The following is a 23,631-nucleotide window of genomic DNA, read 5'->3' as shown; positions in this document are numbered from 1 at the left end:
TATTTTTATTCCGGCCGCGTCGCCACATAGACCGCGCAGGCGGCCATAGCCACCAACACACCCGCAGCCACGTAAATATTCGGTCGCGCGCCCCAGTAGAACAGGCCATAGCCAACAGCCATGCCGCCCACAGCCATGACCTTGGCCGGACGGGATATGGCCTTGCGCTCATGCCAGTTGCGCAAGGTCGGCCCAAAGCGAGGATGATTGAGCAGCCATGCCTCAAGCCGGGGCGAGGACTTGCCAAAGCACCACACCGCCATAATCAGAAAAATGGTCGATGGCATCAGTGGCAAAAACGCGCCGACAATCCCCAACCCGAACATGGCCAGCCCCCCCACCAGCCAGATCAGGCGCGCAGGCGTCATTCGGTACTTATCCGCCGGATTTGTGGGATCATCAGCGCTCATGACAAACCTTAGCGCCCTTTGTGCAACTCATTCTCACACCTTAGCAGAGTCCCAAGCGAAAGAAAGCCGCAATCCGCGTCTGCGACATAAGGGCACGTACGGCTTCACCGGGGCCGTTAAGCTTAACATTTATCATTTTATTCAACCTGTCATGGCATACTGAACACCAGATTGAGCGGGCAGGGACGATGACCGGACAGAGCCAGAATACGCACGACACTATTCCCGCTAGTATCTCCGCCCTCATAGCCGGAGCGATCCACCAGACCCATGTGGCCGTTATCGTCATGGATGTGCGCGGACGGTTTGTTTACGCCAATAACGCCTTTTCCGCCCTGACCGGACTTGACCAACGCACCCTGCTTAAGCGCTCAATCTATGATCTGTGCCGTGATCAGTTGGCTTCACGCGGGGCGATTGAAAGTGCTCTGAAAACCCTGCGCCGCAAATCCTCATGTGATGGCGAAGTCCTGCTTTATAACCGCGATCATCACCCTATCTGGGGCGGCTTTTCCGTCACTAAGGTTCGCGATGACGCAGGCAAGCTGTGGCTGGTGGCCACCGTTACCGACATTACCTATGGCAAGTTGTACGAGAGCCTGCAACAAAAGGTGCTGGAGGCTTTGATTCAGGACAAGGCCTTAAGCGACATCCTGACCCTGATCTGCCTTGAGGCCGAAGAGCTGTTGCCCGGCATAACCATGTCGATCCAGCGGATTGACCAAGATGGCCGCATCCGCCCTCTGGCCGGGCCGCACTTGCCCGACAGCTATAAACAGGCCCTCAACGGTGCCGCAATCGGCCCGTCAGTCGGATCGTGCGGCACCTCGGCCTATCGCGGGGAGCCGGTTCTGGTCAACGACATCGCCACCGACCCGTTATGGGAAGGCTATACCCAACTGGTCGCGCCGCTGGGCTTCAATGCCTGCTGGTCGACACCGGTTAAGGACAGGTGCGGCCGCGTGGCAGGCACCTTTGCCTTTTATAGCCATACCGCCATCACCCTGACACCGTTCATACAGAGCATGGTCGATATCTGCACCCGCCTGTGTGCGCTGGCGTTTGAAAAGCGTGACTATGAAGACCGGTTGCAGTTTTTGGCCCACCATGACGCCTTAACCGCCCTGCCCAACCGCACCTTTTTTCAGCGCCGCCTGAGCGAAGAGGCTATCCGCGCCCGCCGCCGTAAATCAGCCCTGGCGCTGCATGTCATCGACCTCGACCGCTTTAAGGAGGTCAATGACACTCTGGGCCATCCGGTCGGTGATGATGTGCTCAAAATCGTAGCGCGCACCCTGATCGAACATTCCAGCAAGACCGATGTCATCGCCCGGCTTGGCGGGGATGAGTTCATGCTGCTCCAGACTGGTGTAAAGTCTGCCGAAGATGCCAGGCTGCGCGCCGAGCATCTGATCCACGCCGTGCGTAACGCGATCATGGATCACGTCCCGCTGACAGCCGGCATGGTCAGCGCCAGTCTGGGCTATGCGCTCTACCCGCAGGATGCCGCCAATATCGACCTTCTGATCCGCCATGCCGACATGGCCCTTTACCGCGCCAAGAGTGAAGGCCGCAACCGGGCCTGCGCCTTTGACGCCAGCATGGCCGATGCCGTCAATCACCGTCGGCGCCTTGAGCACGACCTGCGCGAAGCCTTAAGTCGCGACGATCAGGCGGCACCTCTGGGCCTGTCTCTGGCATATCAGCCGCAACTGCGCCTGAGTGATCAGAGCCTGATCGGATTTGAAGCGCTGGCGCGCTGGAACCACCCGGAGTTTGGGGCCATCGCCCCAGACATTTTCATCCCCATCGCCGAGGAGGCCGGGCTGATTGTGCCTCTGGGCGAGTGGATACTGAAGGAAGCCTGCACCACAGCCGCCACATGGGACACGCCGCTAACCATCGCGGTCAACCTGTCGCCGCTACAGATATTTGACGGCGATCTGGCCCATCATGTCCATGACGTTCTGGTTCGCACAGGGCTTGCGCCGTCACGGCTGGAACTGGAGGTCACCGAAGGCGTGCTGATCCAGAATACTGACCGGGCGCTGCATATTCTGCGGCGTCTTAAGATGCTGGGCGTCAGCATCGCCATGGACGATTTCGGCACCGGCTATTCGTCCCTCAGCTATCTGCAGATTTTCCCATTCGACAAGATCAAGATCGACCGCGCTTTCATCAGCGACCTTGAGCGCAACGGCCACGCCAAGGCCATTGTGCGGGCTGTCATTGGTCTGGGTCACGCTATCGGGGTGCCGGTACTGGCCGAAGGGGTCGAAACCGAGAGCCAGCTTGAGATATTGCGCAGCAATGGCTGCGACGAGGCCCAAGGCTTTCTGATCGGACGGCCCATGCCGCAGGCTTCGATTGCGTCCTACCTGTCGCTGTGGGCCCACCCCGCCTCAACATCGCTCAGCCAAACGTCTCAAAAAATGTTCCGCGCGTAAGCTTGGCATCGATCTTACAGATAACATCGACATGGGCTTTGAGACACACGGTCCGTTCCGGCAAGCGCGTGATGACATGTTCAAACCGTGCCCGCGGGCCGTGGCGCTGAACGGTTGAGGCCACTTCAAACCGCTCTCCGCCGGTGAGTGGCGACAGAAACGTCAGATCCATGTGCGCCACCATCAGGAAGATATTACGCGCCACCAGATCCTTGAAATGCACCCCGTGCGCCTCCAGAAATTCATGACGCGCATGTTCGCAATAGACCAGATAATTGGCGTTATTGACCACCCCTTGGGCGTCACATTCCGAATCACGCACCTTCATTTCGATAACAAACGGTGCGGCGTCGTGAGTGGTCATACCTATCTCCGGTAAAGGACAAACCATAGTTTACCCAGTGATTGGCCAAAATAGCGAGCACATACCTTAAGGGCAAGATACTCATAAAAACAAAACCTTAAATCGGCCCCATTGGGTACTTGCTCACATTTAGTGCATATAAAATCATACCACATCCGGTCTGACAGGCTCAAAAAACCTCAAGGATACAGTGTCCCGTAACTACGTGACATGACGTCCACGGATAATTCCCCCATAAAGCGAACATCCGGTTTGAGACGTTATGAGTGCGCGTCTCTGATGGAGCAAAGGGCGTTTTTCTTTGTTCCTGTGCGGGGTCAATGTACCGCTCCCCCCCTGAGTACATGGCCCCGTGCAACGGATGTTGTTTATCGCGTGAAGGCTTTCCATAAAAACCGCTAATTTTTCTGGAATACCTCACGATCAGTTCAAGCGTACCTTTTGTTCCCCATAAGGATTACGGCTGTGACCACTGCCCCTCTTCCACGACTGCTGATCATTGATGACTGCGACGCCAATCTGGTGTTCGTGCGCTATATGATGACCGCCCTTGGGGCAGATTTCGACATTGCCCGCTCCGAAACCGAAGCCAAGGCTTTACTGGCTGGCGAATCGTATGGTGCCGTGCTGATCGACCATCAGCCGTCGCGGATCAATGCTCTGGGACTCCTCGACTGGATGAGCGGCCTTGAGGTCAAACCGAGGGCGCTCGTGACCACAACCGATCCGTCGCGCCAGATCATCCAGCGCCTGTTTGATGCCGGATGCGATCATTTCCTCCACCGTCCGCTCAGCGCCAATGCCTTGTGTCGGCTTATCCCCGACATGCTGTTTGGTCACACGGACGGCCTGGCTCTGGCCGGGTAACTTGGCCGGATAACCGGAGCCGAATACATTCCACCGCTGATAACGCTGTCTTGAAAGGGATAGTCTTGTTTTGATGTGGTGTCCGCCGCCCGCATGGGCTAGACAGGGTTCGACGCCAATCGAATCCCGATAGCGCGTGACCGAAACATGGGGCGGGAGTCATGGGCCGGGCAACAAAGAGTGATGAACCGGGTCTTCAGGACTATCTGGACCGGATTCACCGTGCCGAAAACTTCGATGACATATGGGCGTTACTCAACCGGTTTCGCGCCCACAAGGGCTTCACCAGCCTGACCTACATGCATATTCCCCCGCTGGGCGCGCTTGATCAGGAAAAGCCCCTGATTGCCTCCGAAGGCTTTGCCCAGGACTGGGTCGCGCACTTCATAGAAAATGATTACATCAGTATCTCGCCGGTTATGGAGTATGCGCGCACCGCCATAACCCCATTCTGCTGGTCTGAGATTATGAACGAAGACCTGCGCGATACCACGACATCACCGGAAATCCGTAAGTATGTGACGAATTATCTGGCTTATAATGTGGGTGACGGTCTGGCGTTTCCACTTTATGGGCCGATGGGGCGGCGCGCTCTGTGTTCGGTCGGACTGCCTGAAATCAAAATGGCTATCCCTGCAGTTTTACGGCAGGAATTGCAGATCATCTTTCAGGGGGCGCACTTACGCTACTGCGACATCATCCTGCAAAGCCAGTCAAAGCAGGCCGACCTGTCGCCGCGTGAGGTCGAAATCCTCAGTTGGGTGGCGCGGGGAAAGTCCAACAGCGTCATCGCCAACATCCTTGAGGTCTCGACCCACACCATCGATACTCACATGCGCCGGATCTATGCCAAGCTGAATGTCACCGACCGGGTGGCCGCCGCTATTTACGGCGTCGGGGCCGGTATTCTTAAATAGCCCGCCGAAAGGTCAGGTTGTACCGTCGCGCGCCGATGCCCGGACAGCGACCGGGTTTCAGCGGGGCGATGCCATGAAACCTGAGCCGAGACGCCCCACCGAACACCACCACATCGCCATGCCGCAAGATGATCTTTTGCGTCGGATCAGTCCGCGCCATGCCGCCCCACAGAAAGACCGCTTCAAGGCCCAGCGACACCGACACAATAGGCTGGCTGAGATCGGTTTCATCGCGGTCCTGATGCAGGGACATGCGCGCCCCCGGCTCATAGAGATTGATCAGGCAGGCGTCCGGTGTGAAATCCTCAAACCCGGCCAGACGTGCCGCCTCAACCGCCAGGTCACGAAACCCGTCCGACATCTCAGGCCACGGCCTGCCGGTCTGCGGATCGCAGGCCTCATAGCGATAGCCGCGCCGATCCGACACCCAGCCCGCAGCCCCGCAATTGGTCATGGCTGCCGACATCGGCTTGCCCCCCGGCGTCATCAGGCGGCGAAACGGCGCCTGTGTAGCCACGCTTTCAATGCCGGTGATCAGCGCATCGGTCTCCGAAACGGCAAATCCGCGCATGAGCACCGCGCCATCGCTTAAGGCTTCGGGGCCGCTCTGCCCAAACAAATCAAGTGTGTCTGCCATTCAGGCCGCATCGTGGAAAATAATACCGGCGGCAAAGCGCTCCCCCGACCGTATCGGGCTGACGCCGTGGCGCATGGTGACGCGGTAAGGGCCGCGCGCCCCCCTGACCGGACGGTGATGGACGGCTATGACCGCCCCGTCGCCCCGATGCAGCGGCACAACCTCGGCCCGCGACTGCATGCGCGGTCTTTGCTCAGTGAGCACCAGTTCCCCGCCGGTGAAATCCTCATCCGGCTCCGACAACAGCACAACCACCTGCAACGGAAAGACATGCTCCCCGTACAGATCCTGATGCAGGCAGTTATAATCACCGTCATGATAGCGCAGCAGCAACGGCGTCGGCCGCCCCTGCCCTGCGTCATGGCAGCGCGCCAGAAACTCATCAAGCCGCAATGGATAGCGCGTGGCGATATCCATATAGGCATTCCAGCGATTGGCGACCGGGGCCAGCATCTCATAAAGCTCATGACGCAGGGTCGAGATCAGCGGCGGCAGGGGATAGGTGAAGTATTTGTACTCGCCCTTGCCGAAGCCGTGGCGTGCCATATGGATGTGGCTGCGAAACGCCGGATCGGCCGCCCACAGGTTTTTGAGATCAGCGCAATCTTCGGCACTGATCAGGCCCGGCAGCAGGCCCCAGCCCTGCGCGTCCAGTTCCCGCATCAGACGCGGTGTATCGGCCAGACGCGGATTGTCGCGCATTATGCAAAGATCAAGCGTGTCCATGACCTCTCTCCTCACGTTGCAGCAGGGATTGTTTGCGCTTAACCCCCCAGCGATAGCCGGTGAGCGATCCGTTTCGCCCGATAATGCGGTGACAGGGAATGACGACCGCGATACGGTTGGCACCACAGGCGGCAGCTACCGCGCGCACGGCCTTTGGATTGCCAACACGCTCCGCCAATTCGGAATAGGTCAGGGTCTCACCTGCCGGCACCGTCATCAGGGCCTGCCACACGCTTTGCTGAAACGCCGTGCCGCGCAGATCAAGCGGACCGTCATAAGCCGCATCGGGCGCATCAATCAGGGCGATGGCTTGCGCCAGAACGGCTTTAAGCCCGGATACGTCTTCGATCAGTTCCGCATTGGGAAATCTGAGGGCCAGTTGATCCCTTAAGGCTTTCGGATCGTCATCGATCATCAGGCTGCACAGACCGGCTGTGCTTTGGGCAACCAGCACAGCCCCCAGACTCGACGGGCCCGTGGCGTAATGGATGGTTTCGGCAGGTGGTGAACTTTTGGGCATAAGCGCCTCCGGGCAGGATTATATCAGAGGTCGATTATGGCGAATAATGAATTCTAACACCGGCCATTTTCGGACATTATATTTACGTTCTCCATTGTGTGAGTTATACCTCCAAGCCAATCTTTAAGTTGGCAAGGGCGACTGCCCGCCGCCGCCCCTGCGACGAGCCTCGCGGCGCTTGAGCGTAAATATAATGTCCGAAAATGGCCGGTACGCGCTCAAAAACATGCTAGTCTTTTCCCCATGACCCGCGAAGACACCTATTATAACGCCTCCCTTGCCCGCGACGTGCGCTTTGACGGCGTGTTCTTCATGGGCGTGACCTCGACCGGCATCTACTGCCGTCCGATATGCCCCGCCAAAAAGCCGAAGCCCGATAATTGCCGCTTTTTTGACAGCGCCGAAGCCGCTGAAAAAGCCGCGTTCCGCCCCTGTCTGCGTTGCCGGCCGGAGCTGGCACCCGGTCTGGCCCCCATCGATGATTCTGGTCGCATCGCCAGCCTGATTGCCCACCGCCTCGAAGAAGGGGTGATCGCGGGCGACAGCGGACTTGAGGACATCGCCGATCAGTTCGACCTGAGCGCCCGTCAGATCCGGCGCATTGTGCAGGCGGAGCTGGGGGTGTCCCCCATAGAACTGATCCAGACGCGGCGACTGCTGCTGGCCAAGCAGTTGCTGACCGAAACCCGGTTGCCGGTGACCGAGATTGCCTTTGCCAGCGGATTTTCCAGCCTGCGCCGGTTCAATGACGCGTTTCAGAAACACTATGCCCTGACCCCTTCGGCCTTGCGAAAAACCGCCGGATCTGCGGATTCGGCCAGTTCTGCGGATTCAGATAGCCTATCGCTGCAACTGAGCTATCGCCCGCCCTATGACTGGGACGGCATACTGGCCTTTCTGAAGGGCCGCGTCATGACCGGCGTCGATGTTGTCGGCGAGGATTTTTACGCCCGCACGATTGAACTGGGCGGCCACACCGGCTGGGTGCGGGTGCAAAATGCTGCGCACAAAAATGCCCTTATGGTCGATATCGCGCCCGCCCTTTTGCCGGTGCTGCCCGCCCTTCTGGGGCGGCTAAAAAACCTATTCGACCTTCAGGCCCGCCCCGATGTGATCAATGCCCGACTATCCGAAGCCCCCCTGCTCAAACCGTGGGTCGAGGCCAATCCCGGCCAACGCGTGCCGGGTGCCTTCGATGGTTTTGAAATGACGATGCGCGCCATTCTGGGCCAGCAGGTGACCGTAAAAGCCGCCACAACCCTGTCGTGCCGCTTTGCCGAAGCCTTTGGCGCGCCGGTTGCCACCCCTATCGAGGGCCTGACGCGCCTTAGTCCGCGCCCGGAACAGATCGCTGCCGCCACGGTCGATGACATTGCCCGCTTAGGCATTATCAGCAGTCGCGCCAAAAGCATGATTGCTGTAGCACAGGCTGTTGCCTCTGGCGCGTTAAGCCTTGAGGCCGGTTTCAGGCCAGAAAAGGTCGTGACGCACCTCACCACTATCCCCGGCATTGGCCCATGGACCGCCCATTATATCGCCATGCGCGCCCTGAGATGGCCGGACGCCTTCCCAAAGGAAGACATCGCTGTGCTCAATAACCTCAGCCGCGATCTGCCTAAACGCCTGACGCCGAAACAGGCGGAAGCGGCTTCGCAAAACTGGCGGCCGTGGCGGGCCTATGCGGTCATGCACATCTGGAATCGCCCACAATTCAAGTCAGACATAGCAAATTAAGGCTTGGCAGATGTGGCGGTTTCCCGTCTGATACTTCCGTGAATTTTCAGGGAGTTTTACATGTCCGAAGCCGCCCACGGCGTTGATCTGCTGCCGGTCGTGGCCCTGTTGGGCGCAGGCGTCATTGCCGTGCCATTGTTTAAACGGCTGGGGCTCGGCTCGGTGCTGGGCTATCTGGCGGCGGGTATCCTGATCGGCCCGTTTGGCTTCAAAATCATTTCAGAACCGGCCACGGCCCTGCATGTCGCGGAACTGGGCGTAGTGATGTTCCTGTTCATCATCGGGCTTGAGATGCGGCCCGCCAGATTGTGGGCGCTGAGGGGCGAGATATTTGGTCTGGGCGTGGCTCAGGTTGGCCTGTGTGCGCTTTTGCTAACCGGCGTGGGCATGGCCACCGGCTTTCCGGTCGCCGCCTCCTTTGTGGCCGGGGCAGGCTTTGTGCTGACCTCAACCGCCATCGTCATGCAGTTGTTGCAGGAGCGCAAAACCATCAATGAACCGGCGGGCCAGAAGATGGTCTCTATCCTTTTGCTCGAAGACCTCGCCATTGTACCGTTGTTGATCCTCGTGACCTTTCTGGCGCCGGTCGTGCCGGGCCATGCGGGCGGCATAGACTGGGTGGCGATCGGGATCGGGCTTGGGTGCCTGATCGGTCTGTTTGTGGCGGGGCGTTATCTGCTCAATCCGATGTTTGCCCTGCTCGCCAACGCTCAGGCGCGTGAAGTGATGACGGCGGCGGCTCTGCTGGTCGTGCTGGGGTCAGCCTATGTGATGCAGCTTGGCGGGCTGTCCATGGCCATGGGCGCGTTTCTGGCCGGTGTGCTTTTGTCGGAATCGCATTTCCGCCATCAGCTAGAGGCCGATATCGAGCCGTTCAGAGGCATTTTGCTGGGGCTGTTTTTTCTGGCGGTCGGCATGTCGCTTGATCTCAATATCGTCGCCGCCAACTGGCAGATGATTGCCTTTTATGTCGCGGCCTACATGATCGTGAAGGCAGGGGCCATCTATGCGGTGGCGCGCCTTATGAAATCCAACCACGGTCACGCCTTGGAACGCGCGGTCTTCATGGCGCAGGGCGGGGAATTTGCCTTTGTGCTCTATGCGGCGGCGACGTCTGCCGGGATCATTACGGGTGAGCAAAACGCCATACTGACCGCTATCGTTATCCTGTCGATGGTGCTGACGCCACTTACCATCATCAGCCTGAAATATATCATGCCCAAGGCCATCGAAGACACTGAAGGTCTGGACGCGCCACAGGACAACGAAGGCCATGTCCTGATTATCGGCTTTGGTCGCGTCGGACAGGTCGCCAGCCAGATGGTCATGGCCGCGGGCTATAAGGTCTCGACCATCGATAATGATGTCGAAATGATCCGCAGGGCGGGTGAATATGGCTTTAAGGTCTATTATGGTGACGGGGCCCGCCTCGATATTCTGCATGCTGCGGGTGCCCATCATGCCCAGGCCATACTGGTCTGCGTCGATAAGCCTGATGAAACCCTAAAGATTGTCGAGCTTATCAAGGCGGAGTTCCCGCTGATCCCCGTCCTGACCCGCGCCTTTGACCGCTATCAGGCGCTCAAGCTGGTCGCCGCTGGTGTCGATTACCAGATTCGCGATACCTTTGAGTCGGCGCTGGTTCTGGGCGCAAAAGCGCTGGAAACCCTTGGCGAAGATGACGAGGCCATATCTGAAATGGAGCGCACCGTGCGGGAGCGCGACGAGGTACGCTTTGAAATTGAGCTGACCGGCGGGCTTGATGCCGGTAAGCGCATCTTCTACGGCGGGGCCGACTACCTCAGCCGCCGCCGTAAAGCGGAGGCCGAGGTCGGAATTATAGCTGCAACCCCGAATTAATCCTGTTTAGTGCCATTGCCCTTGATCGAGCACTTTTCCGGAACCCCAGGATTGGTGGCCGCGATGTGGCAGGGCACGGCGGGATTAAGAGCGGTGCGCGCCTTGTTCAGCACGGCGATATAGCCACGGGTGTTGATGCAGGCGATTTCCATCACCACCTGCCCGGCGTTTTCAAAGGCATAGCGGGCCTCACCGATCACGCAGTCGGGCTTGATCGATTTGTGACCAACCGACAGGGTTTGCAGATGGGCCTTGAGGTCATCGGGGGTCGTAAGCGTGCAGTCGAGCTTATTGACGGTCGCCACATAGCAGTCAAAATTCTCAAACTTTTCCGCCTTGCCCGCATCGGGAATGAAGGCCATCAGGCCATAGACGGCCTCCGGGCATTTGAACTCAGCCACATCGCGATTGGTGGCGCTGTCACGCCCGATGCGACGAAAATCAGTGAAGGTGCAGGCGACGTTATTTTGGCTCAGCGCCTGCGTATAGGCCGTCTGATATTTGGCCTTGGCTTCATCGGCTTTCGCCTTACCGGCCGCCGCCAGAGCCGCCGTATCGGTGAATTTGCAGCCGCCAATCGTGGCCGCCTTATCGCAGCCGACCGTCGCCTTGAAACCGGCGTCAAGGTCGGTCACCATGACAAAACCGGCCTTCCCCTGACAGCCGATTTCATAATATTCGGCATCCCTGGTGGCGCCGACAAAGCGGGCATTGGTCACCGTGCAGTCGGGTGCGTTCTTTTTGACCAGAGGGTTCAGAGTCTGGGCCGCCAGTTCCAGCGTCGTCAGTTCACATTTGAGCGCCGTATCAGCGGTTTTGAGGCAGTTCATATAGCCGACGGTTTTATCGGCAGCCTTATGGGTCGGGACGGTAAAAATGCCGCCGGAGACGCCCTTACAACTGATCTCATAAACTTCGGTATTGGTGGCGGGGCTGTGGCTGATGAAACGCGCCCCGGCAATCTGACAGTTGGGGATTTTGGACTTGGCCGTATCGGTCAGCCAGTAATGGGCCGCGCGGTTGGCCTTAAGCTTACAGACCGGACTGCCGGGCGACGCCTTAGCCAGTTCTGCGGCCTGCAGGCAGCCCATAGGGTCGCCGACCAGTTTTGATTTCGCGCTCAGCAGCACATAACCGCGCTGATCCTTACAGACCACCTCATAGACATCCGCCGCCACGGATTTACCGTCCTGCACGATCTCGACGGCGGGCAAGGTACCCGCCTCGGTGATTTCACACGGCATCTGGTGCTGTTCGATCAGGCGGGCAGTCACCTTAAGCGCCTCGGCGGCATCGCGTTCGCGTATCAGAGCGGCCTGACGCTCGCGTTCCTGTTGACGGGCGCTGGTTTGCGCGTGTGCGGTCGAAGCGGCCATAACGGCGGCACAAAGCGTTACCGCCAGCGCCATATGGCGCATAGCTTTCCTGATCATCTCCTGAATCCCTGTTGCCTTTTTGAGCGATATCGCCGTTAATTATAGGACAAATTAACGCGCAAATTAGATCAAAATCAAGCGAAAATAATCCGCACTCGTCACAAGCAATACAGGGAAGCCCGACTTAACCTATTTTCCCAATGCCGGTTTGGCGGCGGTTTGAGGCAGGGCGTTCCAGTCAGGCGTGACCTCGCCCTGAAGGTGGCGGATGAAGAAATCGTACTGGCGGCGCAGGCCATAGGACACATCGCCTGTGGTTCTGAGCGCTCCATGACCATCGTTCGGCACGATCAGCAGATCGAAATCTTTGCGCGCTTTGATCAGAGCATTGGCGACCTGCATCGTTGAGGCCGGATCGACATTCATATCAAGCTCACCTGTGACCAGCAGGATATTGCCGGTCATGTTTTTGGCATTATCAACGCCGGATGAGCGCGAATAGCTGTCGTCAATCGGCCAACCCATCCAGGCTTCGTTCCAGCCGATCTTGTCCATGCGATTGTCGAAGCAGCCTGCATAGGCGACCGCGACCTTGTAAAAATCAGGCTGGAACACCAGCGCACTCAATGAGTTCTGCCCGCCAGCCGAGCCGCCATAGATGCCAACACGGCTGATGTCGTAATAACTATATTTCGCAGCCGCGGCCTTATGCCAGGCGATGCGGTCAGGAAAACCGGTATCGCCAATATCTTTCCACGCCGCATCATGAAACGCCTTGGAGCGATTGAGCGTGCCCATGCCGTCAATCTGCACGACGATAAAACCCATGTCGGCCAGGGCCTGCATCCCCACGACCTTATCGCCGCTGGAGTGCGGGCCGAACGGCCAGAAGGTCTTAGGGACAAACGATGAATGCGGCCCGGCATAGATGTTTTCAATGACCGGGTATTTTTTAGCGGGATCAAAGTTCTGAGGCCGGACGATCACGCCCCAGATGTCGGTTGTGCCGTCACGCCCTTTGGCGGTGAAGACTTCCGGCGGCTTGAAACCGGCCGCCAGCAACCGCGCAATATCGGGCGTTTCAAGCTGCGCCACCTCAGTCCCATCGGCCTTATGCAGCTTGGCGACATTGGGCAAATCGACGCGCGAATAGGTATCGACATAGAACTGCATGTCCGAAGAGAACGCGACATCGTGAAAGGCGTCGGTTTTGGTGATGGGCGTCAGGTTGCGGCCATCGAAATCAATGCGGTAATAGTGCTGAAAATACGGGTCTTCGCCTTTGCGCATGCCATTAGCGGCAAACCATATCTGGCGTGTTTTTTCATCGACCTTGATGACCTGACGCACGACGAACTCGCCTTTGGTGATCTGGTTTTTGACCTTACCGGTTTTGGCGTCATAGAGATAAAGATGGTTCCAGCCATCGCGTTCTGACATCCAGATGACTTCTTTGCCCTCGCCGCCGACATCCAGCGCCAAACTGCGGCTGTAGCTGTTGATGAAGGTTTTGCTGGTGTCTTCGGCGACCACGCGCGGCTTACCTGACGCGGCCTCGATCTCAATCAGGCGGTAAACCTGATGGCCGCGCTGATCGAACTCAAAGCGCACGCCAGCACTGTCCTTGCGCCACTTCAGGTCGCCCATCTGAATCGGATTGGCGAACAGCTCAAACGGCACATTGATCTGGCGCTTGGCAGCCACATCGAACAGGACAGGCCGGTCGATATCGATGGCATCACCGGGTTTGGGGTAAAGCTGGACATCGACCTTGGGCTGAACCTGATCGGGCGGAGAGGAAATCACGCGGGTGACTTCGCGGCGATAGCCGGGGGTGACGCGATAGGCCGCCAGCTTACCCGAATCCGGTGCCCAGACGATCGATTCCGGATCATAGAAATTGCCCTCGGAACCGTCGGTCGACAGGACGGTAACCGCCCCACCGCTTGCGGGTTTTACGGCGATATTATAGCCCTGAACGAACGCCAGCCACTTACCATCCGGCGACGGTTTGGGGGTATTATCGGCGGGCACCTTCAGATCACGTACAACCCCAAAACCACGCGGCTGACGCTTATCGACTTGCGGCGCGCACACATAATCCGACAGCGTGCATATCCATGTCACCTCGTTGAGACGCGCGCTCACCGTCTGCGCATCGGTCATCTGCATGGTGGTGAAGTTCTCAGTGAACGGCAGCTTTAAGCCGGTATAGGTTTTCCCCATGGCCTTAGTGTAGGCCGCCGCCAGCCTGTCATGGTCAAAGGCCGGAGCCTTGGTTTGGGTATCGGCATCCAGCATCACAAATTCAAATCCGCCCGGCACGGTGCGGCGATAGACGTACTTGTGCGTCCCGTCGATCCAGTGACCGGGCTCTGCGATATTTTGCGCAAACCCGACCCACGCTTCACGCAGGCCGATCGAGCGTTCATAATCGCTAACGGTCGGGGCCGCCGCCATGACCGATGCTGTGAAGGCGAGTGTTAGGGCAGCCACAGCCACCGCGCTGAGGTATTTTTTCATGGACATTCCAGACATCAGTTGGCCACAGGTGTCGTCGTGGCGTTATTTTGCACACGTACTTTTTCAGCGGCGATATAGGCTTTCATTTCCGACTCAAAGGTGGTTAGCGGCACTGAGCCCATATTCAGAATTGTGTCGTGGAAGGTGCGCTGATCAAACTCCGCCCCCAGCTCAGCCTCCGCTAAGCTGCGCATCTCACGCATCTTAAGCTCGCCCAGCTTATAGGCCAAAGCCTGCGCCGGCCAGGCGATATAGCGGTCAATCTCGTTCTTAATATCAAGCGGCGCCAGAGCGGTATTTTCGGTCAGATAGTCCATCGCCTGCTGACGGGTCCAGCCCTTGGTGTGCATACCGGTGTCGATCACCAGACGCACGGCGCGCCACATCTCAAAAGTCTGACGGCCAAACTCCTCATAGGGGGTTTCGTAAATGCCCATCTTGGTGCCCAGCCATTCGGTATAGAGCCCCCAGCCTTCGCCATAGCCTGAAAAGCCTGTGCCGCGCCTAAAATCAGGCCGTGGCGGGGCTTCTAAGGCGGCGGCCGCCTGATAGCTGTGGCCCGGTGTACACTCATGCAGGGTCAGGGCCGCAAGGTTGTAAAGCGGGCGCGACGGCAGGTCGTAAGTGTTCATCAGGCAGCTATCAAGGCCGCCACGACCCGACGTATAGATGGGTGCGACCGCATCCGGCACCGGCAAAATGGCATGGCGATAGCGCGGCAGGACGTTGAAGAAATCCTTTAGTTTTCCGTCGGCTTTTTTGGAGACATAGGCCGAGTAGGACAACAGTTCACGCGGGGTCTTGGCATAGAACTGCGGATCAGTGCGCATGAACACCAGAAACTCAGGGAAGGTGCCGGTAAAGCCTGAATCCTTCATGGTCTGTTCCATGTCGGCGCGGATACGGGCGACTTCTTTCAGGCCGATCTGGTGGACCTCATCGGGTGTCAGGTCGAGGGTAATGAACTCCTGCATCCGCGCTTTGTAAAACGCCTTGCCGTCCGGCAGGCTATAGGCAGCGATATCGCGCCGCGCCTTGGGCTGATATTCCTTGGTGAAGAAGGTATGCAATTTGACGTAGGCCGGGGCGACCACATCAAGGATGACGGTTTGCGCTTCGGCCTTCAACGCGGCAGCCTCTGCGGCGGGAATGGTGTCCGGCATTTGGGCAAAGGCTTCATAAAACGGATTGGTCGTGTCAGCCTTGGTGTAGGCTTCCATCGTCTTTTCGCGGCCGATGGTCGAAACATAGGGCACGGTCCAGCCACGCTTGAGGCCCGCCTTCATATTGACGGTGTTCTCATCGAAATAGCGCGGGATGTCCTTCATGCGGCTTAAGTATTTGCGATAGTCCTCCGCCGTGCGGTACGGCGTGCGCGGGTTCATGCCGGTCCAGAAAAAGCTGTCGGAATTGAACGGTGCTTCATAGGTTTTGAAGCGGATCTGATTGGCTTCGGCCGATACCGACGCCAGAAACACGTCGTAATTGATCTTTTCATCATGGGATAACTGCGCCACCGGCAGCTCTTTGAGTTCGGCCAGCACCTTATCCCAATAGGCCAGACGGCGGGCATAGGTTTGTGGCGTGACGCTGGGCAGTTTATCCGAACTGGAGCCCCGGCCCGGCCCCGAGCGGCCATACTCCGCCTGACGCCAGGTCCACTCGGCTTCATAAAGCGCTTTCAGGCGCTGATCGGCGGTTTGCCCCGCTTGGGCGACTGGCGGGCTTGCTATCTGCGCCAAAGCGGGCTGAGCCAAAACGGCCTTAGATAGGGCCAGCGGAGAGACCGCGCACACCAAACCCAGAAAAAGTGAAACTGCTGATCGCGCCATAATCCCTGCCACCTGTTTGAACATCACCGAATTGTATGTTGTATACGATATACTTTGGTGTCAACACTTAGCCCGCCCGTTCACGCGTCTTTTATCGCGCAACCGCTTACCGGAGCCCGTCATGACCAAACTGAGGTTGAAATCCTTTAAAGTACATCTGGCTACCGCTCTTATCGGAGCGGTTTTGGCATCCAGTCCCGTCATGGCGTTTGATGCCAGTGCCGCCAAACAGGCCAGCGTGACCCTGAAGGATTTTCGCTTTAAGTCCGGCGAAACCTTAAGCGAATTGAAGATGAATTATCGCACGTTGGGCACGCCGCACTATGATGCCAAGGGTCAGGTCGATAATGCGGTTATGATCCTGCACGGCACCGGTGGCTCAGGCGCGCAGTTTCTGGTGCCGCAGTTTGCAGATGAGCTTTACGGCCCCGGTCAGCCGCTCGATATCACTCGCTATTTCATCATCCTGCCTGACAATATCGGTCATGGCGCGTCGTCTAAACCCAGCGATGGGCTGCGCATGGCGTTCCCGAAATATGATTATGACGACATGGTCGAAGCCCAGCGCCAGATGCTGAAAAGCGCGCTTAAGATCGACCATCTGCGGCTGATTTTCGGCACGTCGATGGGCTGCATGCATATTTTTGTGTGGGCGGAGGCGCACCCTGATTTTGCCGACGCCCTCATGCCCATGGCGTGTCAGCCGGTTGAGATCGCCGGCCGTAACCGCATGTGGCGCGTCGCTGCTATGGATGCCATCCGTGCTGATCCGGTCTGGCAAGGCGGCAACTACACAACCCAGCCGGTTCAGGGCCTGCGCACCGCGGCGGCCCTGTCGGTCATGGCGGGCAGCGCGCCTGAATATCTTCAGGCCCAGTTCCCGACCCGCGCACAGGCTGAGGTCAATATCCGTGAACGGATTGAAAAGGATATTGCGTCGCGTGATGCCAATGATTTCATTTATCAGTTCGACGCCTCACGCACCTATAATCCGTGGCCTAACCTGGAAAAAATCACCGCACCGACCGTTTGGATCAATTCCGGCGATGACTTCATCAATCCGCCAGAGTTGGGCATACCGGAAAAAGCCCTGCCGCGCCTGAGCAGCGTGACCTATCGCCTGATCCCGTCGTCACCAGACACGCGCGGCCACGGCACCCACACCTGGGCGAAGTTCTGGAAGGATGACCTGACCGCCCTGCTGAAAAAGACGCAGAAATAATCAGGCTTATTTTATCGCACTTTTGAGTCCAAAAACCGCTTCACACTTTTGGAAAGTGCTTACCCGCGCGAAACGCCGGGCCGGGTTTCCTGCTTGGCCCAGTCACTAATGCCCAGAGTTTGTGGCAGGCTTTCCAGAACCTTGTTAAGCTGGTCATTGGCGGGTGAGCGGCAGCCCTTGTCATGCTGAAGCACGGTTTCAGTGCCATCGGTGGCGGTCCAGGCGATGCGGTAATGCTGCTGATCGCTGATGCGCTGCTCGCACTGGGTATCCGCCGTTTGTCCGCGGGTTGGTTTGAACGCCGACAGCTTTTGACTGACGGCGCGATAACCGCGCGGCCCTTTATCAAGGGTGCGGGTCCCTAAAACCGCTGTGTGGCGCTCGCCGTCATAGCTGACCAAACCCTGCGGCGTCACCGACACCTTATAGACCGGGCAGAACCCAAAGCAAGGCCCGACCGACACGGACAAGGTCTCGGTGGCATCGGGAGTTGCACCGCCCATCGGCATGGCCGCGCACCCACCCAAAACCAGCGCCGCCACACCCATAACCGCCATTAGCTTAATCATCACAGACCTCATGAAACCTATGGAACACAGCATCAGGCCGCAATGTGTCGCCGGTGTGACCTGCCCTTATTTATCAACAGGCGAGATGGTAAAGCTATAGGTCAGGGGCGCATGCGGGATGCGGTATTTCATCAGCGGCCGCCCGACCCAGTTCCAGCCAGTATCGCCACCTACACCCGTTTGCACGGCATCGATCATCAGCGTGCCGTTGCCGTGGGGCGTAATATCGGAACTATGGCGCTTGCCCACCGGTTGCAGATACAGATCCTCAACCGGAAAGGCCAGGGCATTGGCCGATAAGGGCTGATGACCAGTCACCTTAAGCCCCGCACCGGCATCGGTTTTAAGGGCTATCCAGCGCACATCGGTCTTGTTGCCGCTCTCCTGCGGGCGGATATAGTCGTGATACTGATCCGCGACCTTGCCCGCATAGAGGCCGATGGCCGCGCCGGTCTTGCGATCCCAGTAGCTTTCCTGCGGCCCGCGACCGTACCATTCGATGTTAGCCAGTTTTGGATTGCTGGTGAACTTCATCCCAACCCGCAGCGGATCGGGCAGATCATCACGCACCGGCACATAGTCGGCCTTAACCTCCAGCCTACCATCGCCATAGAGCCTGTAGGTGGTGGTGAATTTCACCGACCCCGCCCCGACGCGCCAGCCGACCCGGACATCGCCATCACTGGAAACATCAAAAGTTTCCAACGTGCGCTTTTCGCTCAAACTCTTCCAGATCGCGTGGCTGGTGGCCACGCCGGTGCCGTCATCATTGTCGGTCAGGCCGCGCCAGAAATAGGGCGTACCACCGCTAAGCAAGGTCTCACCGCCGACCGCATAGGATTTGATCTCACCGGTTTTGGCATCGAGCGTCAGACGCGTAGGCCCCGCGGACAGTTCAACCTGAGCCGCAGATCTTGCAACCTTCACCGAACCCGTAGGCGTTACCGGTGAAGGCTTTGCGGCCTGCATCACAAACTGCGTCCAGCCCATCGATGAGCCTTTGGGCAGGCCGGGCATACGGTCGTCTTTAGCCACGGCATAAAGCGTAAGTACATATTCCGTCGACGGATCATAGCTGACAGCACCCAGATCAAGCGCAATGTCTGATCGGCCTGCCGCCGGGGCATTGACGCCACTAAGCGTCCCCGTTTTGACGGTGATGCCATCGCGTTCCAGCTTCCAGCCGAAGTCATAGCCGCTAAGATCAATCAGGTCGTTGCGATTGACCCCCGTGACCTTACCGGATTGGGGGTCGCCCTCAAACACCACCGGCGAATAGACTTTTTGCAGCTCAAAATATTCCGGATCAGGGGTGCGGTCGGCCTGAATGACGCCGTCCCCGATGGTCGCCGTATCTTCCCATGAGCCATCGGCATAATCAAAGCCCTGCGCCCAATATTCTTTGCCCGCATCGTTTGTGCGGATCATCGACTGATCAACCCAGTCCCAGATAAAACCGCCCTGCAGCTTTTTGTGAGCGCGGATGGTTTCCCAGTATTCCTCAAGATTACCGAGCGAGTTGCCCATAGCGTGCGCATATTCGCACTGGATCATCGGCTGGCTATAGCGATCATCCTGAGCATAGTCGGCCATCTTTTCGATGTCGTCATACATGGGCGCATAGATATCGACATAATCGTTCGGACGATGCTCTTCCCCGATCGTGCCGTGGCCCAAGAAATTGATCAGGCGTGTCTTATCATTATCGCGAATCCACTTAGCCGATTTTTCAAACGCAGGCCCGATACCGGCTTCGTTGCCCAGCGACCAGAAGATGACCGAGGTGACGTTCTTATCGCGCTCAACCATGCGCGAAACGCGGTCAAGATGGGCCGCGTACCAGTGCGGCTTATAGCCCAGTTGCGCCTTATAACGCTGATCGATGTCGCGGATCATGGCCATATAGGTATGGCTCTCAACATTGGCCTCATCCATGACATAGAGGCCGTATTCATCGGCCAGATCATAGACGTGCGGATCGTTCGGATAGTGCGACAGGCGCAGGGCATTGACGTGGGCCTGCTTCATCAGTTCCATGTCCTTGCGCGTCGTCTCCGGCGACAACACGCGGAAGGTGTGCGGGTCATGCTCATGGCGATTGACGCCCTTGATCATCACACGCTTGCCGTTGACCTGAACTTCGCCGTTGCGCATTTCAACGGTGCGAAAGCCGATTTTCTTTGAGGTTGCCGAGATCAGCTTGCCCTTGCCGTCACGATATTCAATGACCATGCGGTATAGGTTCGGCGCCTCCGCTGACCACGCCTTGACGTTTTTGAGGGTGCCGGACAGCTTCGCCGCCGCCGCTGTCGTGGCACGACCGGAGGTTTTCAAAACCGCGACATCGCCGTCGTAAACGGTTGCCGTGATCGTCCCCGATCCCTTGGTGCCGCCCAGTTCAGCCTCAAGGCTAAATACCCCGTCCGTATAGGTCTTATCGAGCAGGCCCTTGACGGTGTAATCGGCCAAGCGCGTTTTGGGCTCGGCATAGAGATAGACGCTGCGCTCAAACCCCGACAGGCGCCAGAAATCCTGATCCTCAAGGTAAGACCCGTCAGCATAGCGATAAAGCTCAATCGAAATGGTGTTTTTGCCGGCCTTGACATACTTCGTCAGATCAAACTCCGACGGCAGTTTGGAGTCTTCGGAATAGCCGACCTTTTCACCATTGACGAAGATGTAATAGGCCGCCCCCGCCGCCCCGATATGCAGAATGACATCGCGGCCATCCCAGCCCGCGGGCAGGTCAAAATCACGGCGATAGGAGCCGACCTCATTGACCTCATGCTTGACGAACGGCTCATTGGCCCCGAACGGATACCCAGCCGCGCTAAAGATCGGCGTACCGTAACCCTGCGCCTGAAGTATGCCCGGCACCTGCGCCGTGCCCCAGCCGGAGACGTCATAGTCGGGCTTATAGAAATCGACCGGACGGGTTTCCGGCGTCTTTGAAAAGACAAACTTCCAGGTGCCATCCAGCGACAGATAGTTGGCAGAAGCCGCCATATCGCCCGCCACCGCCTTATCGACCGTTTCATAATTGAAGAAGGTCGCTTTCATGGGCAGGCGATTAACGGCGACCACTTCCGGCTGCTCCCACTCGGCACGGCCAGATACATCGGGCGCGGCCAAAGCTGCTACCGGCAAAGACATGACCGTAGCCAAAAGGAGCGAACGCCACATTACCGAACTCATGCCTTATCACCCTTATCTGCTGTAAACATACGCACCCCGAATACCGGGCCGCACCGGCTCATGGCCGCGGGCTCAAAGCGGATACGCACCTTTGACTTGCCGCGCGTCAGCTCAATCGGTACGCCATAGTCGATATCGAAGAACTCACCCGGTTTTGTGCCGGTCAAGAGCTGATGGGCGATCCGCACACCCTCAATGCTGATATAGAAACTCTTATTGACCTCTGAGCCCCAGTAAGTGGCTTGCAAGGTCAAAGGCCCGGCCTCCTTACCGTCTTTGGTGACGGCCATGTCGAACTCAAAGAAGCCATCGGTGCGGGCATCACGGCCCTTACGACCCCGATAGGTCACCGGATAGGACGCCCCGCCGGTCGTCAGATTATGATCCCGCTCCGGCTGCATCTCACCCAGATACATGACATCCATAGACCGCTCGGCCAGCGCCTTCAGACGGGCCTGCTCGGCCTTGACCTCAGCTTGCGCCACCACCCATTCGGCATCGGTATAGCGGTTGAAATAGACGGCGATGCGGCGCTCATACTGGGCATAAAACGGCTTAAGCGTGACATCGCCCGGCCGGCCCAGACCTTGCGTGCGGTAGATGGCGTTTTCACCGGCCACAGGTTTAAGCCCCGCCAGAATATCGGCCCCGACCAGCACCGGCGGAGTACCTTCCCAGACTTCGCCGCGAGTCGGCGGCCCGGCTTCGCCCAGATCGGCGGCCAGCACCATCGGTCCGCGCAGGATCGACACGACCTTATCCGTACCTGGCGGGGTTTCCAGGCGCAGTTCCAGCGGCAGATCCAGCGTCACCACATCGCCCGCCCGCCATTTCCGGCGGATCAGGGCATAGCCTTTTTGTGTCGTCGCCAGAGCCGGTTTGCCGTTCACCAGCACCGTATGAGACCTGGCCCAGCCGGGGATACGCATCGCGACGGTAAAGGTGCGCGTACCATTAAGGCGCTTAAGCTTCAGCGCCACCTGACCTTCATACGGGTACTGGGTGGTCAGTTCAAAATCGGCCTTTTGCGCCGTCCATGCCGCCGTCGACGGGATATAGAGATTGACGAACAGGGTATCGTCCTGCTGCCAATAGATCGACTCGCCGTGCTTGGAATGGGTCTCGGTGCCCGACAGCAGACAGCAGGTGAAGGTTTCAAACGGAGTCGAATACCGCCGCGCCGTCCCTGACATTAGCGGCATCATATAGGTGAACATGCCGGTCTCAGGATGCTGATGGGCCAGCATGTGATTGAGATGGGCGCGCTCATAATAGTCAAACCACGCCCCGTCCGGTGACCAGCTATAAAGGTGCCGGGTCAGCTTGAGCATATTGTAGGTATTGCAGCTTTCGCAGGTCTGCTCGGTGATGTGACCGGCGGCATTATCCGGCTCGAAAAAATGCTCGCGGTCAGCATTGCCGCCGATGACATAGGAATGGTGCTTGACCACCCGCTCCCAGAAATAGCCGGACGCTTTCGCATAGCCCAGCTCACCGGTGATTTCATGCAAACGCGCCAGACCGATCAGCTTCGGCACCTGCGTATTGGCATGCAGATTGGCCAGTTCATCACGGCCTTCGGTCAGCGGCGCCATGACCTTTTTGTGGTAAAACGTGACTTGCGCCATCTTTAGCCAGCGCGGGTCTTGGGTGCGGCTGTAAAGCTCGGCAAAGCTTTCATTGATGCCGCCAAATTCGCAGTCGAGCACAGTCTGGATTTGCGCCTCACTCAGCGGCGCAAACACCTTTTCGATATAGCCCGACAGGCCAATCAGGATCGCAATGCCCTTATCGTTGCCGGTATAGGTTTGGGCGTCCATCAGACCGGCATAGAGCTTGTGCCAGTTATAAAATGGCACCCAGCAGCCGTTGAGATCAAAGCCCATGGACCGGATATCACCCGCCATGATTTCAGGGAAGATTTCTTTGCCATCCACGACCGTGCCGTCTTTGCGTTTGCGCATAAAACCGGCGACATAACCGTCACCGTGAGCGGCCTGACATTTGGCCAGTTCGTCGATGATATAGATGATACGCGTCACACATTCAGCGTGGCCGGTCTGAGCGTACATCAGTGACAACGCACTTAAGTAATGGCCCAGAGCTTCCCCTGCGATGGTGTCCGATTCCCAGCCGCCATAGATCTCGCCCTTAACCGGCAGCCCTGCGAACTTATGATAATTGTGCAGCAGGCGATCAGGCTCCAGCGCCATCAGGTAACGCTGATTGACCTCAATCGCATTAAGGAACGGCGACGGCAACAGGCGCACATCCTTCAGCGGCAACGACGCGGCTTTGGCGGGCAAGACCGCGCCAGAATTCGCGTGCACAAGTCCCGGCACCGTCGCCGCCATAGCGCCAAACGCGGCACTGCTCAGTAATGACCGACGTGACAGATTAAGGGGGGATTGGGTCATGGCAAGCCTCTCACG

The 23,631-nt window shown here is 58.0% G+C and carries 17 protein-coding genes; 6 read left to right on the top strand and 11 right to left on the bottom strand.

All coding sequences use genetic code 11. The features are described from left to right. Positions 1-5 precede the first annotated feature (5 nt). On the bottom strand, positions 6-410 hold the full coding sequence (locus IE102_RS05700; protein ID WP_229807577.1) for a YbaN family protein: 405 nt from the start codon (positions 408-410) through the stop codon (positions 6-8). A 188-nt stretch (positions 411-598) separates the two neighbouring features. Here IE102_RS05700 and IE102_RS05695 point away from each other — a divergent pair, with 188 nt between their 5' ends. After that, positions 599-2,857 (top strand): bifunctional diguanylate cyclase/phosphodiesterase, encoded by a 2,259-nt coding sequence (locus tag IE102_RS05695; RefSeq protein ID WP_189485451.1) that lies wholly within the window; start codon positions 599-601, stop codon positions 2,855-2,857. Here the strand turns inward: IE102_RS05695 and IE102_RS05690 are convergent. Further along, positions 2,823-3,221: an acyl-CoA thioesterase gene (locus IE102_RS05690; protein ID WP_189485450.1), complete on the bottom strand. Its 399-nt coding sequence runs from the start codon at positions 3,219-3,221 to the stop codon at positions 2,823-2,825. The two genes, IE102_RS05695 and IE102_RS05690, sit on opposite strands and share 35 nt — an antisense overlap. Positions 3,222-3,686: 465 nt before the next feature. On the opposite strand from IE102_RS05690, the gene IE102_RS05685 reads away from it, so the two are divergent. Both IE102_RS05685 and IE102_RS05680 read left to right on the top strand, forming a co-directional pair. After that, complete coding sequence (locus IE102_RS05685; RefSeq protein WP_189485449.1) at positions 3,687-4,088, top strand: response regulator; 402 nt, start codon at positions 3,687-3,689, stop codon at positions 4,086-4,088. Positions 4,089-4,249: 161 nt separating this feature from the next. Further along, positions 4,250-5,005, top strand: a complete 756-nt coding sequence (locus IE102_RS05680; RefSeq protein WP_189485448.1) for a helix-turn-helix transcriptional regulator — start codon at positions 4,250-4,252, stop codon at positions 5,003-5,005. On the opposite strand, the gene alkB is transcribed toward IE102_RS05680, so the two are convergent. Genes alkB through IE102_RS05665 form a run of 3 tightly spaced genes read right to left on the bottom strand, consistent with a single transcriptional unit; the run spans position 4,998 to position 6,888 of the window. Next, a complete protein-coding gene (gene alkB / locus IE102_RS05675; RefSeq protein WP_189485447.1) occupies positions 4,998-5,642 on the bottom strand; it encodes a DNA oxidative demethylase AlkB in 645 nt (214 codons plus the stop codon). The two genes, IE102_RS05680 and alkB, sit on opposite strands and share 8 nt — an antisense overlap. Further along, entirely contained in the window at positions 5,643-6,368 is a 726-nt protein-coding gene (locus tag IE102_RS05670; protein WP_189485446.1) for a 2OG-Fe(II) oxygenase, read from the bottom strand. Continuing rightward, the gene (locus tag IE102_RS05665; RefSeq protein WP_189485445.1) at positions 6,355-6,888 is read right to left on the bottom strand and encodes a methylated-DNA--[protein]-cysteine S-methyltransferase; all 534 of its coding nucleotides are present in this window, start codon (positions 6,886-6,888) and stop codon (positions 6,355-6,357) included. Before IE102_RS05665 ends, IE102_RS05670 begins: the two co-directional genes overlap by 14 nt. A gap of 243 nt (positions 6,889-7,131) precedes the next feature. Here IE102_RS05665 and IE102_RS05660 point away from each other — a divergent pair, with 243 nt between their 5' ends. Beyond that, entirely contained in the window at positions 7,132-8,622 is a 1,491-nt protein-coding gene (locus IE102_RS05660) for a DNA-3-methyladenine glycosylase 2 family protein (protein WP_189485444.1), read from the top strand. A 60-nt stretch (positions 8,623-8,682) separates the two neighbouring features. Continuing rightward, positions 8,683-10,482 (top strand): monovalent cation:proton antiporter-2 (CPA2) family protein, encoded by a 1,800-nt coding sequence (locus IE102_RS05655; protein ID WP_189485443.1) that lies wholly within the window; start codon positions 8,683-8,685, stop codon positions 10,480-10,482. Here the strand turns inward: IE102_RS05655 and IE102_RS05650 are convergent. The 3 genes from IE102_RS05650 to IE102_RS05640 form a co-directional block, all read right to left on the bottom strand. Beyond that, on the bottom strand, positions 10,479-11,915 hold the full coding sequence (locus IE102_RS05650; RefSeq protein WP_189485442.1) for a hypothetical protein: 1,437 nt from the start codon (positions 11,913-11,915) through the stop codon (positions 10,479-10,481). The genes IE102_RS05655 and IE102_RS05650 overlap by 4 nt on opposite strands. Before the next feature lie 132 nt (positions 11,916-12,047). Beyond that, on the bottom strand, positions 12,048-14,381 hold the full coding sequence (locus IE102_RS05645; RefSeq protein WP_189485441.1) for a S9 family peptidase: 2,334 nt from the start codon (positions 14,379-14,381) through the stop codon (positions 12,048-12,050). 14 nt (positions 14,382-14,395) lie between these two features. Continuing rightward, entirely contained in the window at positions 14,396-16,213 is a 1,818-nt protein-coding gene (locus IE102_RS05640; protein ID WP_189485440.1) for a DUF885 domain-containing protein, read from the bottom strand. Between the two features lie 121 nt (positions 16,214-16,334). On the opposite strand from IE102_RS05640, the gene IE102_RS05635 reads away from it, so the two are divergent. After that, on the top strand, positions 16,335-17,435 hold the full coding sequence (locus IE102_RS05635) for an alpha/beta fold hydrolase (RefSeq protein ID WP_189485439.1): 1,101 nt from the start codon (positions 16,335-16,337) through the stop codon (positions 17,433-17,435). A gap of 59 nt (positions 17,436-17,494) precedes the next feature. Here the strand turns inward: IE102_RS05635 and IE102_RS05630 are convergent, their stop codons facing one another. From IE102_RS05630 to IE102_RS05620, 3 genes are all read right to left on the bottom strand, one after another. Further along, complete coding sequence (locus tag IE102_RS05630; RefSeq protein WP_229807576.1) at positions 17,495-18,004, bottom strand: DUF6438 domain-containing protein; 510 nt, start codon at positions 18,002-18,004, stop codon at positions 17,495-17,497. A gap of 66 nt (positions 18,005-18,070) precedes the next feature. Continuing rightward, positions 18,071-21,187, bottom strand: a complete 3,117-nt coding sequence (locus IE102_RS05625) for a glycoside hydrolase family 2 TIM barrel-domain containing protein (protein ID WP_229807575.1) — start codon at positions 21,185-21,187, stop codon at positions 18,071-18,073. A gap of 8 nt (positions 21,188-21,195) precedes the next feature. Then, positions 21,196-23,616, bottom strand: a complete 2,421-nt coding sequence (locus tag IE102_RS05620) for a glycoside hydrolase family 127 protein (RefSeq protein ID WP_189485436.1) — start codon at positions 23,614-23,616, stop codon at positions 21,196-21,198. Positions 23,617-23,631: the final 15 nt, after the last annotated feature.

It is taken from the genome of Asticcacaulis endophyticus (assembly GCF_014652575.1).
GTDB lineage: Bacteria > Pseudomonadota > Alphaproteobacteria > Caulobacterales > Caulobacteraceae > Asticcacaulis > Asticcacaulis endophyticus.
The sequence above is the reverse complement of the archived record's forward strand: the minus strand, read 5'-3'. Positions and strand labels throughout refer to the sequence as shown.

What these genes read in the sequence shown, in the direction of transcription:
- IE102_RS05700 (WP_229807577.1), bottom strand. Translation starts at nt 410, where the DNA reads ATGAGCGCTGATGATCCCACAAATCCGGCGGATAAGTACCGAATGACG.
- IE102_RS05695 (WP_189485451.1), top strand. Translation starts at nt 599, where the DNA reads ATGACCGGACAGAGCCAGAATACGCACGACACTATTCCCGCTAGTATC.
- IE102_RS05690 (WP_189485450.1), bottom strand. Translation starts at nt 3,221, where the DNA reads ATGACCACTCACGACGCCGCACCGTTTGTTATCGAAATGAAGGTGCGT.
- IE102_RS05680 (WP_189485448.1), top strand. Translation starts at nt 4,250, where the DNA reads ATGGGCCGGGCAACAAAGAGTGATGAACCGGGTCTTCAGGACTATCTG.
- alkB (WP_189485447.1), bottom strand. Translation starts at nt 5,642, where the DNA reads ATGGCAGACACACTTGATTTGTTTGGGCAGAGCGGCCCCGAAGCCTTA.
- IE102_RS05670 (WP_189485446.1), bottom strand. Translation starts at nt 6,368, where the DNA reads ATGGACACGCTTGATCTTTGCATAATGCGCGACAATCCGCGTCTGGCC.
- IE102_RS05665 (WP_189485445.1), bottom strand. Translation starts at nt 6,888, where the DNA reads ATGCCCAAAAGTTCACCACCTGCCGAAACCATCCATTACGCCACGGGC.
- IE102_RS05660 (WP_189485444.1), top strand. Translation starts at nt 7,132, where the DNA reads ATGACCCGCGAAGACACCTATTATAACGCCTCCCTTGCCCGCGACGTG.
- IE102_RS05655 (WP_189485443.1), top strand. Translation starts at nt 8,683, where the DNA reads ATGTCCGAAGCCGCCCACGGCGTTGATCTGCTGCCGGTCGTGGCCCTG.
- IE102_RS05650 (WP_189485442.1), bottom strand. Translation starts at nt 11,915, where the DNA reads ATGATCAGGAAAGCTATGCGCCATATGGCGCTGGCGGTAACGCTTTGT.
- IE102_RS05645 (WP_189485441.1), bottom strand. Translation starts at nt 14,381, where the DNA reads ATGAAAAAATACCTCAGCGCGGTGGCTGTGGCTGCCCTAACACTCGCC.
- IE102_RS05640 (WP_189485440.1), bottom strand. Translation starts at nt 16,213, where the DNA reads ATGGCGCGATCAGCAGTTTCACTTTTTCTGGGTTTGGTGTGCGCGGTC.
- IE102_RS05635 (WP_189485439.1), top strand. Translation starts at nt 16,335, where the DNA reads ATGACCAAACTGAGGTTGAAATCCTTTAAAGTACATCTGGCTACCGCT.
- IE102_RS05630 (WP_229807576.1), bottom strand. Translation starts at nt 18,004, where the DNA reads ATGATTAAGCTAATGGCGGTTATGGGTGTGGCGGCGCTGGTTTTGGGT.
- IE102_RS05625 (WP_229807575.1), bottom strand. Translation starts at nt 21,187, where the DNA reads ATGTGGCGTTCGCTCCTTTTGGCTACGGTCATGTCTTTGCCGGTAGCA.
- IE102_RS05620 (WP_189485436.1), bottom strand. Translation starts at nt 23,616, where the DNA reads ATGACCCAATCCCCCCTTAATCTGTCACGTCGGTCATTACTGAGCAGT.